General features: G+C 68.7%; 15 protein-coding genes and 2 pseudogenes. 9 read left to right on the top strand and 8 right to left on the bottom strand.

The features are described from left to right. Nucleotides 1–547 precede the first annotated feature (547 nt). Nucleotides 548–859 (top strand): annotated as a pseudogene (locus ACZ5FU_RS28025) (transposase); the annotation flags it as partial. 2 nt (nt 860–861) lie between these two features. Here ACZ5FU_RS28025 and ACZ5FU_RS28020 read toward each other — a convergent pair. Next, nucleotides 862–1,392, bottom strand: a complete 531-nt coding sequence (locus ACZ5FU_RS28020; RefSeq protein WP_469047273.1) for a hypothetical protein — start codon at nt 1,390–1,392, stop codon at nt 862–864. Between the two features lie 28 nt (nt 1,393–1,420). Between ACZ5FU_RS28020 and ACZ5FU_RS28015 the strand changes: the two genes are divergently transcribed. From ACZ5FU_RS28015 to ACZ5FU_RS28005, 3 genes are all read left to right on the top strand, one after another. Then, on the top strand, nt 1,421–1,642 hold the full coding sequence (locus ACZ5FU_RS28015; protein WP_469047271.1) for a hypothetical protein: 222 nt from the start codon (nt 1,421–1,423) through the stop codon (nt 1,640–1,642). An 11-nt stretch (nt 1,643–1,653) separates the two neighbouring features. Then, nucleotides 1,654–1,971 (top strand): immunity 53 family protein, encoded by a 318-nt coding sequence (locus tag ACZ5FU_RS28010; RefSeq protein ID WP_469047269.1) that lies wholly within the window; start codon nt 1,654–1,656, stop codon nt 1,969–1,971. 165 nt (nt 1,972–2,136) lie between these two features. Continuing rightward, the gene (locus ACZ5FU_RS28005) at nt 2,137–2,637 is read left to right on the top strand and encodes an ANTAR domain-containing protein (RefSeq protein ID WP_469047267.1); all 501 of its coding nucleotides are present in this window, start codon (nt 2,137–2,139) and stop codon (nt 2,635–2,637) included. Here ACZ5FU_RS28005 and ACZ5FU_RS28000 read toward each other — a convergent pair. Beyond that, nucleotides 2,604–2,972, bottom strand: coding sequence for an STAS domain-containing protein (locus tag ACZ5FU_RS28000; protein ID WP_451530540.1), 369 nt, complete (start codon nt 2,970–2,972; stop codon nt 2,604–2,606). The genes ACZ5FU_RS28005 and ACZ5FU_RS28000 overlap by 34 nt on opposite strands. 223 nt (nt 2,973–3,195) lie before the next feature. On the opposite strand from ACZ5FU_RS28000, the gene ACZ5FU_RS27995 reads away from it, so the two are divergent. Continuing rightward, on the top strand, nt 3,196–3,609 hold the full coding sequence (locus ACZ5FU_RS27995) for an ATP-binding protein (protein WP_451530539.1): 414 nt from the start codon (nt 3,196–3,198) through the stop codon (nt 3,607–3,609). Between the two features lie 50 nt (nt 3,610–3,659). On the opposite strand, the gene ACZ5FU_RS27990 is transcribed toward ACZ5FU_RS27995, so the two are convergent. Beyond that, complete coding sequence (locus ACZ5FU_RS27990) at nt 3,660–3,980, bottom strand: hypothetical protein (RefSeq protein ID WP_451778605.1); 321 nt, start codon at nt 3,978–3,980, stop codon at nt 3,660–3,662. Between the two features lie 206 nt (nt 3,981–4,186). On the opposite strand from ACZ5FU_RS27990, the gene ACZ5FU_RS27985 reads away from it, so the two are divergent. Then, nucleotides 4,187–6,454 (top strand): fibronectin type III domain-containing protein, encoded by a 2,268-nt coding sequence (locus tag ACZ5FU_RS27985; RefSeq protein ID WP_451778603.1) that lies wholly within the window; start codon nt 4,187–4,189, stop codon nt 6,452–6,454. A gap of 336 nt (nt 6,455–6,790) precedes the next feature. Here ACZ5FU_RS27985 and ACZ5FU_RS27980 read toward each other — a convergent pair whose 3' ends face one another. Further along, nucleotides 6,791–7,870: a hypothetical protein gene (locus ACZ5FU_RS27980; RefSeq protein WP_468839213.1), complete on the bottom strand. Its 1,080-nt coding sequence runs from the start codon at nt 7,868–7,870 to the stop codon at nt 6,791–6,793. A 220-nt stretch (nt 7,871–8,090) separates the two neighbouring features. On the opposite strand from ACZ5FU_RS27980, the gene ACZ5FU_RS27975 reads away from it, so the two are divergent. Then, the gene (locus ACZ5FU_RS27975) at nt 8,091–8,480 is read left to right on the top strand and encodes a hypothetical protein (RefSeq protein ID WP_469047265.1); all 390 of its coding nucleotides are present in this window, start codon (nt 8,091–8,093) and stop codon (nt 8,478–8,480) included. 155 nt (nt 8,481–8,635) lie between these two features. After that, a pseudogene (locus tag ACZ5FU_RS27970) lies at nt 8,636–8,974 on the top strand (DUF4265 domain-containing protein); the annotation flags it as partial. A gap of 172 nt (nt 8,975–9,146) precedes the next feature. Here the strand turns inward: ACZ5FU_RS27970 and ACZ5FU_RS27965 are convergent. The 3 genes from ACZ5FU_RS27965 to ACZ5FU_RS27955 form a co-directional block, all read right to left on the bottom strand. Continuing rightward, nucleotides 9,147–9,797: a hypothetical protein gene (locus ACZ5FU_RS27965; protein WP_451530533.1), complete on the bottom strand. Its 651-nt coding sequence runs from the start codon at nt 9,795–9,797 to the stop codon at nt 9,147–9,149. A 516-nt stretch (nt 9,798–10,313) separates the two neighbouring features. Further along, nucleotides 10,314–12,743 (bottom strand): SpoIIE family protein phosphatase, encoded by a 2,430-nt coding sequence (locus ACZ5FU_RS27960; RefSeq protein ID WP_468646353.1) that lies wholly within the window; start codon nt 12,741–12,743, stop codon nt 10,314–10,316. Between the two features lie 650 nt (nt 12,744–13,393). Next, nucleotides 13,394–13,828 carry an Rrf2 family transcriptional regulator gene (locus tag ACZ5FU_RS27955; protein ID WP_451530531.1) on the bottom strand — a complete coding sequence of 145 codons (435 nt, stop codon included), beginning with the start codon at nt 13,826–13,828 and terminating at the stop codon, nt 13,394–13,396. 128 nt (nt 13,829–13,956) lie between these two features. Here ACZ5FU_RS27955 and ACZ5FU_RS27950 point away from each other — a divergent pair, with 128 nt between their 5' ends. Then, nucleotides 13,957–14,706, top strand: a complete 750-nt coding sequence (locus ACZ5FU_RS27950) for an SDR family NAD(P)-dependent oxidoreductase (RefSeq protein WP_451530530.1) — start codon at nt 13,957–13,959, stop codon at nt 14,704–14,706. Between the two features lie 1,028 nt (nt 14,707–15,734). Here ACZ5FU_RS27950 and aztD read toward each other — a convergent pair. Beyond that, nucleotides 15,735–16,934 (bottom strand): zinc metallochaperone AztD, encoded by a 1,200-nt coding sequence (gene aztD / locus ACZ5FU_RS27945; RefSeq protein ID WP_451530529.1) that lies wholly within the window; start codon nt 16,932–16,934, stop codon nt 15,735–15,737. Nucleotides 16,935–16,998 lie beyond the last annotated feature (64 nt).

Raw genomic sequence — 16,998 nt, 5'->3', positions numbered from 1 at the left:
CGATGCCGGCAGCCACTCCTCCGTCCGTGCCTGCGTACCGGGCAGAAACGCACGGTGCACGCGAGGCCTGCACCGCCGTGGGCCTGGGCATGTCGAAAGCGGTACGGAGCGCCGCCGCTCCAGCGCGGACGACGCACTCGCCGAGTCCTTCGACGCAACCGTTGCCGAGAGCCTCGGCGGCTCTCGGTGTTCCGGGCGTTTCGGCCCGGAAGGTCCGTCACCTCGCCGAAGTGTGAGGGCTTCGGCTTGAGTACGGTCTCTCGCTTCCGTCTGCCGCTGCTGCGGCAGGGGTGCGCCACCTGCCCGCACCCGCGCTCGCCTTGCGGCGGGTGCGGGTGCGGGTGACGCGGGTCCTCTGGTCGGCTCCACGAGACTTCGACACCAGCGGGGCGGTGTCCTGGTCTCCGGCCGTTCCGGTACCGGTCACTGCGGCTGCCGCGAGAGCGGCAAGGCTGAGCGCGGCGTCGTCGTCCCGGTCGATGACCAGGTGGCAGAGTCACATTCGTAGGTCCGCACGTGCGGCGGCAGCTCGGCTTTCACTGCGTCGCACCCGGTCGGGAAGCGCATCGCGATCGTCTGCGACAACTACTCCCCGCACCTGACGACGAAGCGGTGCCGGCGGGTCGGGACCTGGGCGGCGGCCAACAACGTGGAGATCGCCCACACCCCGACCAACAGCTCCTGGCTCAACCGCATTGAGGCCCAGTTCACCGCCCTGCGCTACTTCACCCTCGACGGCACCGACCACGCCGGGCACAAAGAGCAAGGCAGCATGATCCGCCGCTACATCATCTGGCGGAACAAGCACGCCGCCGACGAACGCCTCCGCGAGGTCGTGAACAGGGCGAACGTTGCCTGATGCTACGAACGGTCGAGGGCGTGTTCTTTGAGGAAAGCGCCCACATGGGCTGCTGCTTCTTCCGCGGTCGCGTGGCGTGTCCCATCGGTGACCGTGGCGGATGCTCCATCAGCGCCCACGGCTGTCCAACTCCAGTCACCGGAAGGCGCCTGTACCAGTTCGGCAGTCCCCCCGAAAAGCGCAAGCGTGTTCCTTCTTGCTGTCGCGGGCTCTGAGCGGCTGACGGCGTCGGGCCATTTCTTACGGGCACCCTGTCGGGTGATGCCCCAGACGGCCCCCATCTGCTCGTAACTGGCGCCGTAGGAGCCAGCGGTTGCTGCCGCGTGCGCGGTCAACCGCCTGACCTCGGCATCCATCACCTTCCAAGCGGCCAGGACGGACAGTGTCACTTCGATGGGATCCGCTTCCCACATACGTTCCGCGGGCAGCCCGGTCTGTCGGGAGCGAATCGCCGAGGCCAGCGGATTCAAGGCGTCGTACAGCGCCTTGTCGAGCTCTGTCTGCTCTTCCGGGGTCATCTCAAAGGCCATCATGTGACAACTATAGTTCCCGAGTCGATATATGGAAACCAAAGTTTACGCACTGTCTCGCTCGCCGCCCGGCTGCATCGGCGAGACAGGCCCTCCAGTGCTGCGTCAGGCGTCGTTGGCCCTGGTGACGGAGGCATTCGTCGGCGGCGTGCTTGTTCCACCAGCTGATGTAGCGGCGGATCATGCTGCCCTGTTCCTGGTGGTGGACGGTGTCGGCAGCATTGAGGGCGAACGTTGCTTGATGCGGCACTAGCATCTCGTGCCGTGAACGAAGCAGAGAACGTCTTGGAGTGGCTGCAGGCCTGGTACTCCGCACAGTGCGACGAGGACTGGGAGCACGAGCGGGGCGTCAAGATCGACACGCTCGACAACCCCGGCTGGTCCGTCCGTATCGACCTGGGAGACACCGACCTGGAAAGACACGACTTCCCCCGTCACGACCTCAAACGCAGCAGGAACGACTGGGTCATGGCATGGACCTCCGAAATGACCTTCCACGCCGCATGCGGACCAGGCAACCTCACCGAGGCACTCGCCCTCTTCTGCAGGTGGGCGATCGAGAACACCCCCAACGAACGGTAAGACGGCCCCACCCCGATACCTCCGGCTCCGGACACCACCCCAAGCGGGTGAACCCATGCGATCAGAGCAGTGGTGATCCCTCTCCGATGTGGCTGTGATCCAGGGCGAGAAGCGGCTCGGCAGGGTGAGGGTCAGGGGGGACCGGTTCTCAGCTGGACGCCGCCCATGGACGGCGATGAACCCTGCATGCATGTGATCTTCGTCTTGCGTGGAGGGGGCGGGTCTTGTTGTTCCAGTGGGGAGATGGACGCGTTGAAAGCCCGTTCCCTGTGGGGAGAACCCGCCATGACGACGTCCCGTAAGCAGCGGACCGCACCTGGTGGAGCACATGACGCCGCGGTGGTCCGCCTTGAGCGGGAGAATGCCCGGCTGAGGCGTGCAATCGATTCTCATGCGGCGATCGATCAGGCCATCGGTGTCCTCATCGCGTTCTACCGGACACCGCCGGCGGCCGGGTTCGGTGTGCTGCGTGAGGTGTCCCAGCACACCGATACCAAGCTGTACGCGATCGCCGAGGTGGCGAATCGGATGGGCTTCGGGGCAGCCGCTTCCCGAACTGGTGGGGCAGGAGCCGGATGCAGCCGTGCAGCGTCGGCAAAGGGACACCTCGTTCGGGTCCTGAGCGGGGACACTCAGGCGCTGAGGGCCTGCTCGATGCTGGGGTGACAGCTGATGATGCTGTTGAGACCGACCAGTTTCAGCACCCGCAGGACGGAGTCCTGGGCACTGGCGATCCGCACCCAGCCGTGCGTCTTGCTCACCTGTTGATGGCAGGCGACGAAGAGGTTGATACCACTGGAGTCCATGAAGGTCACCGCGCTGAGATCCACCACGATCCGCAGCGGAGGTGGCGCGTCGTCCTCGAACAGCAAGGCCTGGCGAAGGACGTCCCGGACGTCGTGGTCGATCTCGCCCCCCACGGTCACCACACGGACATCGCCAACCATGCCGTGCGCGATGAAGAGTCTCTCCGGCCGGTCTGATTTCTCGATGTCGGTCACCGTCTCCTCGACTGCGCTCGGTGCGCCCCGGGGCAGGACGCGCACGGGTGATTCTGCCCCACCACCCCAGTCGCATACTCTCGAGCAGTTGTGCCGAACGACATGCCTGTGACATGCAGGGCGGAATCTGGGGTACAGGTGTGCGTAAATCGGGGAACGAGGGCGGTGCCAGGTGCAATCCCATGCCGACGACGACGGCTGTCCGGCATCACATGAGTATCTGATGCGCGCCGGCTACGCACTGGACGGCGGTAAAGGCTGCATCGCCGACGCCCGCCACCACGCCATCACCTTCCTGGACCAGGCCCACACCGACCACCGCCTGCCCATCCCCTCACGCGTCAGAGACCTCGCTCAGCTGGTGATCAGTGAGCTGGTCACCAACGCTCTCAAGTACGCTCCCGGCCCCGTCCTGATGGAACTACGCATCAATGGCCGTGCTGTGGAGATCGTGGTCTGGGACAGCGACCCCACTGTGCCGACGGCCCGGGCGGCGGATCCCGACCGGATCGGCCAGCACGGCCTGGAGATCGTCAAGGCCGTCACCGAGAACCTGTTTGTCGAGCAGGAACCGGTCGGTAAACGCATCACGGCTCGTCTCGCCCTGACCGACGCCCTTGGTCTGCCCCGGGTCTGATGGAGTCGGGTTGCTGGAGAGTCGACTGATCCAGCAGCATCCGGAAGCCGTCATGCCCCGCAGCTGTCCGCCCGAGTTCCGCCGCCGGGTCCCGCGAGGATCAGGCCCCGGCCGGCCTCGACGAGGCGTTTCGCGAGACCGGACGCGAGCATCTCCGGCTGGGGGTCGAGCGCTGAGTGCTGCTGGAGGCGTCGGGCGGGGCCGGAATGATCGTCGTCGGCGCCACACGGCGTCCGGACCAGCTCGTTCCACGGCTCGACCGAGCCGCCCACACGCTGCCGCACTACTCGCGGCGCCCATGCGTCATTGACGGCAGCAGCCCGTGCGGACACGGCGGCGCCCTCCAGCGCATCCTGGAACGTGGTGTCCACGTGGGCTGGTGGCCGGCCGGCGTGCAGGCCTCGATCCAGCCGCAGGGCTGTCAGGCAATGGCTGATTTTCGTCCCCTGCGCAGTCCTGTTTCGTCGGTGCCTTCACCGCGTAAACCATCTATCGCAAGCGATCTTTCAAATGGCACCATGGGTGCGGCATACACGCCTTGTCCTCATCTCCTCGGCGAAAGTGTGAGCATCCGTAGATGCGAATATTCCGTGGCGCGGTGCGCCGTACAGGTGGTGCGGTCGTGCTGTCCTTGGCCACAGCCCTGGCCGGGCTTGCTTTCCCCGCGACCGCGCACGCGGCCGTGACCTGCTCGGCCGGCGTGTGGAAGGCCCAGTACTACGCCAACACCACCCTCTCCGGCACTCCGAAGGGAACCGCCTGCGACACCGCCATCGCCGAGAACTACGGCTCCGGCGACCCCTCCGGCGTGACCCTGCCGAACAACCACTTCGGTGTCCGCTGGACCACCACCCGCAACTTCGGCTCCGGCGGTCCCTTCGACCTGAGCGTCGCCGTCCAGGACGGCGCCCGCGTCTACATCGACGGCACCCGCAAGATCGACCTGTGGCGCGACGTCAGCTCGACCCGGCGCAAGACCGTCCGCCTCACCGTGCCGCGCGGGACCCACACCCTGCGGGTGGACTTCGCCGCGTTCACCGGCACCGCCAACGTCTCCTTCTCCTACAAGCCGGTCATCGGCGCCACGTACGACAAGACCGCCCCCCTCGCCCCGGCCGGCGTGAAGTCGAGCTACTCGGCGTCCACCCTGAAGACGACCCTGACCTGGTCCCGCAACCCCGAGATGGACCTGGCCGGCTACCGCGTCCACCGTCGCACCGCCGGCACCGGCAGCTGGAGCCCGCTCAACTCCACCCCGATCACGGGCACCACCTTCACCGACGCGCCCCCGGCCACCGGCGCCGCCCACGAGTACGCCCTCCGCGCCGTCGACCGCTCCGGCAACGTCTCCGCACTGTCCGCGGTGACGAGAGTCGTCAGCGCCGACAGGACGGCCCCCGCCGTGCCCACCGGGCTCACGGCCACGTACGACCCGTCCGCCGGCGCCCGGCTCTCCTGGTCCCCGGTGAGCGGGGCGAGCTCCTACGAGGTGCAGCGGGCCGTCGTCCCCGAGGGGCCGTTCGCCTCGGTCGCCGCGCCCCCGCAGAGCGCCGCCCTGACCGACCCGTCCGCCGTCGTGGGCACGACCTCCTACTACCGCGTGCGGGCCAAGGACAGCGCGGGCAACACCTCCGCGTACTCCACGCCCGTCCGCCTCGACGCCGCCGAGGCCAAGCCGCTCCCGCCGACGGCCGTCTCCGCCAACGGCTGGGCCGACCGCAACACCGTCGGCTGGCGGTACGACGGTGACGCCTCCCACCGCTTCCACGTCTACGCCGCCGAGTCGGCCGCAGGTCCGTGGACCCGGTTGACCGGGACGCCGGTCACCGGCCCCGGCTACGACGACCGTGCGGCGCCCGTCGGCGAGGTACGCCACTACCAGGTCAGGACGGTCACGACCCTCGGCACGGAGTCGGACCCGTCGACGACGGCCTCCGCCACCCGCACCGGCGACACCACCCCGCCGCACATGCCGTACGGCCTGGACGCCTGGGACGCCACGGACGGCGTGCACCTCGTCTGGACGCCCAACACCGACGACACGGACCACTACCTCGTCATGCGCAAGCCGATGTTCGGCGCGTGGGAGCAGATCGCCGCGGTGCGGGACGGCACCTACCTGGACACCGCCACCCCGGCCGGCGTGCAGTACGGCTACACCGTCCGCGCCGTCGACGCGGCCGGCAACGTCTCCCCCCTGCCCGAGCCCGGCTACGGCACCGTCTACGGCAAGCGGCTGCCGGTTTACGAGAAGCCGGCCGCGCCCGCCTCGGTCACCGCGACGGCCGGCAACGGCAACGTCACGGTGGAGTGGACCGCGAGCACGTCGACCGATGTGGCCGGCTACTACGTCTACCGCACGACCGGCACGGACCCGGCGACGGCCTACTCGGTCTCCCCGCTCATCACCGGGACGACGTTCACGAACGAGAACGTCCCCCTCGGCAAGACCTGGTACTACGTGGTGCGCGCCGTCAGCACGCACAGCCAGTGGTCCGACTTCTCGCCGACGGCCGAGGCCCTCCTGCCCTGCCCGGTCCTCGACGGACCGGCCACCCCGCGGATCACCGGGGGCGGCCGGGGCGCGGACTACGCCCAGCTCAACTGGGAGGTCGGAGCATGCGACCAGGGTGCGACCGTCTCGTACAACGTCTACCGGTCCACGTCCGCTTCGGACGTCTTCACCCCTGAGCACCGCATCGCCACGGGCGTGACGGCCCTGACGTACAAGGACCCCGGTCTGGCGCGGGCGTACTACTACTACCTCGTCACCGCCGTGGCCGCCGACGGCACCGAATCGGCCCCGCAGGCCGTGCCGTTCGGGATATCGATGATGGCGCCCTGACACCCCGCTCGATCCCTCGGCCCCGCCGTCCGCACGCCTCGTGCTTCCGGACGGCGGGGCCTTCGCGCCGGACGGCGACACCGCGATCACCGCCGTGGACGCTGAGGCGCCAGACGGTTCGGCCGCGCCTGCTTCGAACCCCTGCGCAAGCGCGTCCCGCTCCACTTCTGGACGGGCTGCTCAGGACTTCCACAACGGGTGACGCACCTTCGCATCCTGCCGGGCACCGGGCGAAGGCCCCGGACCGATCATGGTCCGGGACCCTCGGTCTCCACGCGGGCGGTCGCTCTCGGCCGGAACCTGTGAGTTCTGTGGTGCCGGACGAGGCGACGGGGCTCACTTCAAAGAGACCCCGTCTGCCGTGGCATTGACGGAGGCCACTGTGCCGCTCCCCGCGTACGACCATCGCCAGTAGCCCGCGGCTTTGGCCGTCGTCGTAGTGCTCAGGCGGCCCGTCGCGTCCGTGCGGACAGTCTTGACCGTCGTGTACGTGCTGCTGCCCGACTTCCTGAACTGCAGCTTCACCGGCTGATCGGCGCAACCGGTGAACGTCGTGGCCGCGTCGGACGTCGCGCGGGTGAGGCGGCCGGCAACTGTCAGTTCGGCCCCCTTGGCCACCGGTTCCGGGCCGGCGTTCACCGTCAGCTTCGACACCTTCAACAGCGTGACGGTGTCCTCCGTCGATGCGGCGGAGGAAGACGTGCCGTTCTGAGCGAACAGCCAGCGCCAAGCGCCCGAGCCGTTCGCCGTGGCGGTCGTCTTCAGCTTGCCGTCCGTCCCCGAGGTGACTGTTTTAACCGTGGTGTAGGTCGTGGCGCCGGCCTTCTTGAACTGCAGTTTCACCGGCTGGCCCGGATAGCCGACGGTGGCCTTCGTCAGACCGTCCACTTCTGTGGCGTTCCAGTCAGGACGGGTCAGGCGGCCGGCGAAGGTGAGGGTGCCGCCCTTACGAGCCGGCTCAGGAGCGGCGTTCATCGCTGCCAACCCGGTCTTCATCAGCAACAGAGCGTTGTTGCCCGGCAGATTCTCGTACTGCGGATAAAGGGTGTGCTCCAAGTACGAGCCGCCGTCGGCCGCGTAGCCCGAGACCTGTAGCCCGATGCGTCCGGGCTTGCCCCCTGGATAGAGAATCGCCACCCCGGTACAGGTCGACACGGTGGCGGTGGTAGGCACGCACGTCATGTTGTGAGCCACGGGACCTTCGAGGAAGGTCCCCGCCACAGCCGCGTCGATGGTCGCCAGGCCCCCGGAATCGTCATAGATCTCGGCGCTGACGGGTACTGTCACCGAGCCGGTCGTGCCCAGGACGATCGGTTTGCCGTTGTTGATGGAGACACTGCGGAACTCGGTGTCGTGGTAAGCGGCTCGCGCCGGAGTCGCGAACAACAGTCCGCCGGTCACTGCTGCCGCCAGCACGACTGCCGTACTGCGAGCAGCACTTCCGGCTCTCGGTGGTATCGATGTCATGGAGCCCTCATGTCGTCGGACCGCTCCCTGCTGCGGTTGCCGCATCCTTTCACGAAGATCGAACGGCACTGGTCGGCGGAGCAAGGGACACCGGCAAGAGCCACCGATCGCGCTGAACGAGATTTCCTGCCCGCAGGCACCCCTTGGACCACTCCACCAGGAGGAACGAGTGTCATCCCCGCAACTGCTCACCCCCGAGGAGAAGTTCGCCGACGCGAAGAAGCTGTTGAGCCTCCCACGTATCGTCGCGATCTGTGGCTCCACCCGCTTCATGACCCAGATGAACGAGGCCGATCTGCGCGAGACAAAAGTCGGAAAGATCGTCGTCAAACCGAGCTGTGACATGAAGTCGCCGCACGCACTTTGCTCCGACCCTGTCGAGGCCGAGGCGCTGAAGGTTCGACTCGACGGTCTGCACCGGGCGAAGATCCGACTCGCTGATGAGGTGCTCGTGGTCGGCGACTACATCGGAGACAGCACCCGAGCCGAAATCGTCTACGCCCGGTCTCTGGACAAGCCCGTGCGGTTCACGCACCCCGAAGTCGACCCTGACGCCTGACCGCCCGCCGCCACCTCGACAACCAGGGCCGGCAGCCTGCCGCCTGACCGTCTCGCGGTGGCTTCGGCCGCCGCCCACCCCCACCCTCCGCGGGAATCCCCCGGAATTGATCGTTTGACAGGGAGGGGAACAGCGGGGAACCACGGTGAAAGCGAGTGGCCATCGAGCCGGACGAGGAAGGCGTGCGATGGGCCGGCGAGGTGGTCCGGCGTTCTGAGAACTGCACCATCCGCCTCATCGTGTTCCGTGACGGCGGATCGGGAGCTGCACGACAGAGCGTGATCAACGCGTTCAAGGGGCTCGGCGTCGACGGCGAGGGCATAGAGCGGTTCGGCATGGTCGCCCTGGACGTCCCGCCCGCCGCCGGTCTCGCCAAGGTGCAAGGGCTGCTGAAGCACGGCGTAGCGAAGGAGTGGTGGGGCATGGAAGAGGGGTGCATCACCACGCAGTGGCGGGCCGCCTCCGCCGTTCGACGTCGGCCGTGTGCCTCATGACTGAGGCGTTCCTGGGCCGTCCGAGGACGCTGGGCAGTAGCCGACGGCACTCGGGGGGGCTCCCGCACCGCGCCACCCTCCGGGACGCACACACGCCGAGCAGCCAGGTGAGCTCGGCCGCCGGCAGCTGCCCAGCGGTGTCCCGGTCCTGCCTGCTCCGCAGGTCAGGACCTCAGGTGGTGAACGGGTCGGTATGGCCGGACAACTGTTGTCCCGGGCGCAGGAACCGCTGGCTGCCCTGTTCGTCGCGTACCGGGAGGAACCCGGCGTCCGTGAGCCGCTGTGCGATCTTCCTGCGGCGGATCGCGCCCACCTTGAACGCGACGGTGAAGAGGAGTGCGACCGCCCCGCCGGAGGCGATCGCTTCGACCGGCGACTTGTCGATGAGCAGGAGGACGGTCAGGACCGCGCAGGCGAGGTAGCCCAGTACCTTCTGTCTCCGGTCGGCGATGTACTGGGCCATGACGTCGAAGGTGACGAGGTCCTTCAGCACGGCCACCGCACCGACCGCTTCGGGGAGCGGCTTCAGCGAGCCCTGCTCCAGCCCCGGCACCGTCCCGCCGTTGCCCGCCCGCGGATGGGCGGCGATGGTGGCCGCCTCGCGGACGCGCGCGTCGGGCCGCGGGTCCCGGTACATCCGGACCTGCACGAGCGAGTTCTTGAAACCGGTCCTGTACGCCATGCCGTACGTGTAGCCGTACTGCTCCGCCACGTGCGCCAGGGCGGCCGCCTTCGTCGTGGTCCCCTGGGGGGCGATCTCGACGATGTCCTGCTGACGGGCGATCTGCTGGAGCATCCCCGCCACGTGACGTTCTACGGACATCCTGTTCCCCGCCCCTCTGAGACCCCGTGCCTGGGGCCGACCAGCGCACCACCCTAGAGCACTTCCGATGCACGCCCTATTGATCCGAAACGGTTCGGGTTCTGGGCCGTTGGTGGGTGGTGAGTGATCCGGTGGGGGACGCGCGGCCTCTGTCGTCGTCGGTGTGGGAGGCCTTGATGCGGAGCTGTACCTCCTGCCCCGTACTCGCCCGAGCTGAACCCCGACGAACTGGTCAGCGCCGAGCTCGAGCACAGTCCGTCCGGACGGCACCGGGTCCGGAACCAGGCCGAACGGGCCGCTGAGGTCCGCCGCTTCTTCCGCGGACGTCAGCGATGACCGCACGTCGTCCGCGGCTGCTTCGGCGGCCTCACCGTCTGCTACGTCCTGAACAAGAGCTCCATGAATTCCTGACCAATATGCACATGTGTCGCCTGGGGGAGTCCTCTGCCACCTGCCTCCCGCAGTTCCGGTGCGTCCGTCCCGGGCCCGTCGCGCGGCTCGGCCGACCATGTCGGCTCAGGTCGTCAGAGGTATCTCGGCCCAGATCGTCTTGCCCTGGGCGGCACGGCGGGTGCCCCAGTGCTGGGCGAACTGGGCAACGAGGAGCAGGCCGCGTCCGCCCTCGTCGAAGGAGTGGGCGCGGCGCAGGTGTGGGGAGGTGCTGCCGGCGTCGGAGACCTCGCAGGTGAGACTGCCGTCGTGGATCAACCGCAGCTGGATGGGGGGCCGGCCGTAGCGGATGGCGTTGGTGACCAGCTCGCTGACCACCAGCTCGATGGCGAAGGCGGACTCGTCCAGCTCCCAGGCCGTGAGCTGGTCGGTGACCTGTTTGCGTGCCTGGGTGACGACGGCGGGGTCCGAGGGCAGACGCCAGGTGGCGACCTGGCCGGCTCCCAGGGTGTGGGTGCGGGCGACGAGCAGGGCGACGTCGTCATCGGGAGCGGCGGGCAGCAGCGTTGCGAGTACGTTGTCGCAGAGCGTGTCCAACGTCTGCGTGGGCCGGGTGAGGGCCTGGCGCAGCGCACGGAGCCCTTCGTCGATCTCATGGCCGCGGGCTTCGACCAGGCCGTCGGTGTACAAGGCGAGGAGGCTGCCTTCGGGCAGTTCGACTTCGCACGCCTCGAAGGGCAGGCCGCCCAGGCCGAGCGGTGGGCTCGCGGGGAGGTCGAGGAAGGCGGCCTCGCCCTCGGGGGTCACCACGAGGGGCGGAGGGTGGCCGGCACGAGCCAGGCAACAGTGGCGGGAGACGGGGTCGTAGACGGCGTAGAGGCAGGTGGCGCCGATGTCTCCGGCGATGTCGGCGTCGGCCGCGGCCTCGGAGGACAGGCGGATGACGACGTCGTCGAGGTGGGTGAGCAGTTCGTCGGGCGGCAGGTCGATGTCGGCCAGGGTCCGGACGGCTGTGCGTAGCCGCCCCATGGTGGCGGAGGCCTGGATCCCGTGGCCGACGACGTCCCCGACGACCAGGGCGACCCGGGAGCCGGAGAGGGGGATGACGTCGAACCAGTCGCCCCCCACGCCGGCCCGGCCTCTGGCGGGCAGGTAGCGGGAGAAGATCTCGACCGCCGGCCGGCAGGGCAGTGTCATGGGCAGCAGACTGCGCTGCAAGGTCACGGCCGTGGTGCGCTCACGGGTGTAGCGCCGGGCGTTGTCGATGCATACCGCGGCCCTGGCCGTGATCTCTTCGGCCAGTAGGACGTCATCCCGTGTGAACGTCTCCGGGCGTTGGGTGCGGCCCAGGAAGACCGAGCCGAGAGTGACACCGCGAGCGCGCATCGGCACCACCATCACCGAGTGCGCCCCGGTCAGGAGGATGCGGGTGGCCCGCTCGGAGTCCTGGGCCGTCCATCGGGCCATGGAGGAGCCGTTCACCTCGTACACCGCGGAACGGCCGGTGGCCAGACACTCGGCCGTGGGCGCGGACATCGGGTACTCCACCTTGCTCCCCAGCTCGAGCATGGTGTCGAGGAGGGTATGGGTGCCTGCCTGGCGTGCGGTTCGGCGCATGGTGATCGGACCGCGCGGCAGGCTGTCGGGCGGCTCCTCGCCACGATGGATGAACTCCAGCAGATCGACGGATGCGTAGTCCGCGAGCTGGGGGACGATCACGTCGGCCAGTTCCTGTGCGGTACGAGTGACGTCCAGAGTGCTGCCGATGCGGTTGCCGGCCTCATTGACCAGGAGCAGTCGCTGGCGGGCCAGGTACTGCTCGGTGATGTCGAGAAGCACGACGGATGATCCCTGCACGTGGCCGAGGTGGTTCTTCAACGGGGAGAGGAACACGGACCAGGCGCGTCCCTGTGACTGGCCGGGTGCCCGGAGGTACCGGACCACGTGCACGGGTTCCCCGGTGCGCACCACCTGGTCCTGGAGGGCTGTGAATTCGTCGTATGCCGGGCTGGGCAGGAAGTCCATGAGGCGGCGCCCTCGTATCTGCTCCTCGGACAGGCCCACTATCCGGGCTATCACGTCGTTGGCTCCCACTGCCCGGTTGTCCTGGTCGTAGAACGCCACGGCAACCGGGAGCTGGGAGAGGGTGAGTTCCCTCAGCAGGGTGCCTTTGTCCTCTGGCGGGCTCGGGCCGCTCGGAACCGAGGCCGTGAGGACCCATTGGGTCCGCCCGCTCCTGTCCGGGCAGGGGCAGGCCCGGACGGCCATGTCCACCGCCCGACCGTCTCGGTGTCGAGCCGGGACGACGCCGTACCACGGCACCTGCTTCATCAGGGGGCGCAGAGCCGAGGCGGGCAGGCGCGAGACGAGCAGATCGGCTGCGGGACGTGAGACGACCTCTCCCGGGGCGTAACCGAGCAGGCTCCGGGCCTCCTCGCTCCACCCCGTGATCACACCCCGCTCGTCGGCGATGGCGACGGCGATGGCCGAGACCGCGATGTACGGCTCGGGTGTTTCGCCGGGCCGGCCCCCAGTGACGTTGTCCTGTAGCGCCATTTTCACCCACTTCGTGACAGTAAGAGACCATTTTATCGTTTGGGCTCTCCGGCCGACGGCGGACCCGCGGCGGCCCTCATCGGCTCCGTTCCCGCGCCGCGGATCTCGACCGCGGCTCCCCGCACCGGCCCGCCCGGGTTCGACGGGGCACACACCGCCTGAATTCGCTGATGCAGCGTGGAATCTTGTCCAGCAGCGGGATCAGCTGGGTGACGTCGCCCGAGGTTTCCGCCGGTCAGCGACACCGCGAGCGGGATGCCCCGCCCGTCGGCCAGGACGTGGTGCTTGCTGCCCGGCTGTGCGCGGTCGACCGGGCTGGGACCGCTTTCGGGCCCCTGCGGGCCACCCGCACGGGGGTGGGGGTGGCCCCGGCGAAGCCAGGGGAGGAGTCGATCACCGCCCGTGACCAGTCCGGCTGCTTCGCCGACCGCAGCCTCTTCGGCAGCACCAGGTGCGGCTTCTCCCACGCACCGGCCTCGTTGACACCGCCCTGTTCGAGGTCGCCTACGGCTTGCGACGCGACCAGGCCCGGATGCCCGACCTCACCGACCTCGGCCGCAGCCCGGAAGGCCGGGGGTTCGGCGGACGACCTCTCCCGGTTTGATCCACCCGGAAATCGTCCCGGCTCGATCAGCCCACGTGACAGCCCTCTAGCGAGGCGTGGCGAGTACGCCCTGGAGTACGTTCTCGAGCGTGACGCGGGCCAGCTCGTGTCTCAGGGTCTCCTCGATGCCTTCGTAGATGCTCTGCATCGCCGGCTGGATCCCGTGACCCACCACGCATCCCTGGTCCGGGGTGGTGCGGTGCATCGCGAACAACGGGCCGGGTTCCACTGCCTCGTACACGTCGAGCAGGGTCATCGACTCCAGCTCGCGTGCCAGCGACCAGCCTGCGCCCGCGCCTCGCCGGGACTCCACGAGCCCGGCCCTGCGCAGCTCGCCGAGCAGCCGTCTGATCACCACGGGGTTGGTGTTCGCGCTGGTCGCGATCTGCTCGGAGGTGGCGACCCCATGGCCCTGGCGCTGATAGAGGCCGATCCAGGCCAGCGCGTGGGCGGCGATGGTCAGCCTGCTGTTGGCGCTCATGGGCTCCTCCTGTCGGCCGCAACGCTTCATGTTACGACAGCGCAGTCGTAACAGTGAATGTTGCAACAGGTTGTCGTAACAGTTAATGTTTCGACAGTCGGAAGAAGCCAATCAACGAGGTGAGAAGAATGAGCAAGCCACTCACGGGCAAGGTCGCCCTGGTCACCGGGGGGTCGCGCGGACTGGGAGCCGCGACCGTACGACTGCTGGCCGAGCAGGGTGCCGACGTCGCCTTCACCTACATCAGCTCCGAGAAGCAGGCGCAGGCCGTCGTCGAGGAGGTGCACGGCAAGGGAGCCAAGGCCGTCGCCTTCCAGTCCGACCAGGCGGCCACGAACCGGGCGCCGGCGCTGATCGACGACGTGGTCGCGCACTTCGGCGGCCTGGACATCCTCGTCAACAACGCGGCGATCTCCGTGGCCGGCACGGTGGACGACCCGGACGCCGACACCGCCGCACTGGACCGAATGCACGCCACCAACTACCTCGGCGTGATCGCCGTCGTCCGGGCCGCCTCCCGAGTGCTGCGTACGGGCGGTCGCATCATCACGGTGAGTTCCGGACTGGGCTCCCGGGTCGGCGCTCCCGGCCTCGCCGACTACGCGGCGACCAAGGCCGGGATCGAGAGGTACACCATGGGCGTCGCACGCGACCTCGGCCCTCGGAACATCACGGCCAACGTCGTGGAGGCCGGACTGATGGAGGGCGGCATGGAGCCGCCGGACCCCGAGACCCTCAAGGCCCTGGTCAGCTCGCTGTCCCTGCAGCGCATGGGACACCCCGACGAAATCGCCGCGGCCATCGCCTTCCTGGCGAGCCCCGCCGCGTCGTACGTCACGGGTGCTGTGCTGGACGCCCACGGCGGCTACAACGCCTGAACCCGAACCTCTGCCGCGCGCGCCCCGAAGGGCATCGCGCCTTCGGGGCGCACACCGTCGACGATCCGCGCATGTGTGAACGGCTCCCACGTGCGCGCGAAAGAAGAGGGAAGCTTCGACCGGTTCGTCGCCGTCCGAATGAAGGACTCCGGACGCATCGGCGGCAACATGCGCTGACCGCACCGCCACCACCGTCGTCTCCCGCGCGTCTTCCACCTGTCCGCTCAGGTCGCCGTCCGGTGCGGTCCGCCTCCCGGACCTTCTACGAGTGCAAGAGGAGCGAGGGCGAGTCGCACGAGCAGGCCGCCCTCGCCCGGCGCCGCTTTGACGTCTTGTGGGCCCTCAGAGGGTGTCGAGTCCGTTTCTGGCAGCGACCGCGTCCGGGTTGTTCCAGGAGTCCCTGGCGGACGAGTCGCCCAGGCGGGAGCGGGTGACATCGATCGATGAACTCGTCGGTGGCCTGGCCGAGGTGCTCGTGCAGGTCGCGGACGCGGAACACCGTGACGAACTGGTCCTCCCAGGCCCCGGCGCCACCGTCCGTCGTCTCCCCCTGCCCGTCATGGACGGCGCTCCGTGTCGCGGCGGCATCCCCCGGGAGAGCGTCCGACGCCGAGCCTTTGCCGCCTCACCGGGTTCCGGCCGGACTGTTGTCATCCGAGGCGGCCACGGCGAGGTGCACATCGTCAACGCGCAGACGGGCCATGGGGCGGCCCGTCTGCGGCTGGGCACACCGCTGCATCACGGTGGCATGCCACTGCGCAGCCGGAACGACGGTGCCGACGGTGATCCCGTGAGGCGGTGACGACATGTTCGGGCCGGCACGGTCCATGCGTGGAGAACAGCCGCCACCCGCAGGAGCGGATGTCTGGCATCGCACCACGGCCCGGCCGGCGTAACCGGTCCAGGGTCCGGACGCCACGTCACTCGTCACGGCCGGCTGCCGAGTCCCGGCCTGCTGTGCGGGCGGTACACGTGGTGTCCTCGCCGACGCAACCGGAAGGCTGCGGCGGCGAGGACACGGGGCGGAGTCAGTGTCCGGCGACGACGCCCGACAACTCGTTGGTGCTCTCCGGCAGGGTGATGGAGGTGATCTTCTTCCCTGTCTCCAGGTCGATGGCGTGCAGGGCCTTCTTGCCGGGCTCGGAGACGTACGCGGTGTGATCGCGGACGAAGAGGGTGGGCCGGGCCTGCTGCCAGTCCAGTGGCTCCTGCCACTCGCCCACGGCGGGGATCCTCTTCTGGATCTTGCCGGTGTTCTGGTCGATGACGTGGACGGCGCCGTCGGTGCCGAGGACCAGGGCCTCGCCGTGCGGGCCGCGGGCCAGCGAGCGGAAGGAGTAGCTGGTGCCGAGGTCGACGAGGCGCAGCTTCTTCTTCTCGGTATCGATGAGGGAGATGCGGGTGGGCCGCTCCAACTCGGCCTCGGGGTCGGTCTTGTAGTCGCCCAGAAGGATCGGCGAGGTGTCGCTGCCGGCCTGGTTGCCGATGCGGCCGTAGTCGTCGGGGGCGTCGACCTTGGTGAACTCTCCGTCCTTGTAGATCAGGATGCCGTCCTCGCAGCCGACGGCGACGGCTTCGTTCTCGGCGGCCGCCTCACCGTGGACGCCGGGGCAGTTCTCGTTACGCACGATCTCCTTGTTGCTCTTGTCCAGCACCAGCGCGCCGGTGCGCTTCTCCTCCGTGCCCAGGGTGCTGAGGAGTTCGCCGTTGGCCAGCTCGATGGCGACGCCGTGGTGCGCCTCGGCGGAGGTGTAGGTGCGTCCTTCCGGCTTCTTGCCGCCGCTCAGGTCGGCGGGGTCGAAAACGTTGACCTCTCCGGTGCCGTCGGTGAAGAGCACCGTCCTGCCCGCGTGACGTACGACGTGGCCGGGCTTGGCGCCCTTGTACTCGATGCCGGTGAGAGCTTGGCCGGTGGCGTTCAGCATGCGGAAGCCGCTGTCGGTGGAGACGACGACGTGGTCGTCGTCTCCTGCGGGATTGACCCGGTTGAAGCCGGGAAGCTCGATGGTCTTGGCGAGCTCGAGGCTCTCGCCGTCCAGGATGTACAGGCCGCCGTCGAAGGTGGCGACCAGCGGGTCCTTGACCTGTGAGGCGGGCGTGGCGCCCGCGGTGCCGTCGGCCTCGACGCCTGCGGAGGAGTCTTTCCCTCCGCAGGCGGTCAGAACCGTGGAGACCGCCAGGGCGAGTGCCGTACCCGTGAGGGCTCTGTCGCGTATCGACTTGTTCATCGGTCTGTTCCTTTCCGCGCCGCCCGGTGGCGGCGGTGGGGTGTGGTGGTGTCGGCCCGTCGGC

Source organism: Streptomyces sp. NPDC031554 (genome assembly GCF_055580685.1).
This window is presented reverse-complemented; position numbering and strand designations above follow the sequence as displayed.